This is a genomic window from Bradyrhizobium sp. 157, assembly GCF_023073815.1.
In the GTDB taxonomy this organism is placed as follows: domain Bacteria; phylum Pseudomonadota; class Alphaproteobacteria; order Rhizobiales; family Xanthobacteraceae; genus Bradyrhizobium.
In genome coordinates this window covers 1-735 of record NZ_JADPKF010000056.1, presented here as the reverse complement: position 1 = coordinate 735, position 735 = coordinate 1, and the positions used below count along the sequence as shown (strand labels likewise).

The following is a 735-nucleotide window of genomic DNA, read 5'->3' as shown; positions in this document are numbered from 1 at the left end:
TCCTTCGCCACACTGGAAGCCATTCGGCTCAGCTGGTCGGGGGTAGCGTTGGATTGGAGCGTCCGCTTGAGCAGGTCTGCCGTACGCTCTCTGCGCTTTTCCAAGGTGGAGATAGTCGATGAGGCCAGTTCGTTGCATTGGTGGGCCGCATCGAGCACGACATAGCGGTATCGACGGGCCTCATCGTCGGACAGAATGCTCCGCGCCACGGCCGGGCGCAGGCTCGCGTAGTACTCCAGAATTGCTGAGCCTGCTTTGACGAACCGATCGGTCAGCTCTTGCCCCTCCTCCGAGTTCTGGGCGTGCATGGCCGCATTACGGCAAGCGTCAAGTTCCTCACGCAGGCGGTCCATGTGTCGCTTTGTTGCGTTGATTTCTTCCTCTGATGAGGAAATGGAGACCGCCACACCCGAAGTTGGCGGCTGGCTGGCGACCGGCGTCGTGTCTCCACCCTCCGACACTGAGGGAAAGCCGCGCCGCCGCGCAGTGACTGCACGTGGCGCAGCGGCTGCACGTGGCGCAGCGCCTAGGATTCGATCTGGGCCAACGGAGGGACCGGAAGACCTGTCGCCAAGGGCATCGTCGGCACCGCGCGCCATGCTAGCGGAGGGCGTCCCTCTATCTTGAGGCCCAGAGCGCATCCGCTCCACGACGGAATCGAACGATTGACTGCCTTCCCCAGGGACTAGACTTGAGTGCGAGCGTGAACTGCTCGATCCGGCTCCAGCATCCCCA

Annotated in this window: 1 pseudogene; it reads right to left on the bottom strand. The window is 63.0% G+C overall.

Annotated features, from left to right (window positions below):
- Window positions 1–353: pseudogene (locus IVA95_RS12315) on the bottom strand (hypothetical protein); the annotation flags it as partial.
- Window positions 354–735: the final 382 nt, after the last annotated feature.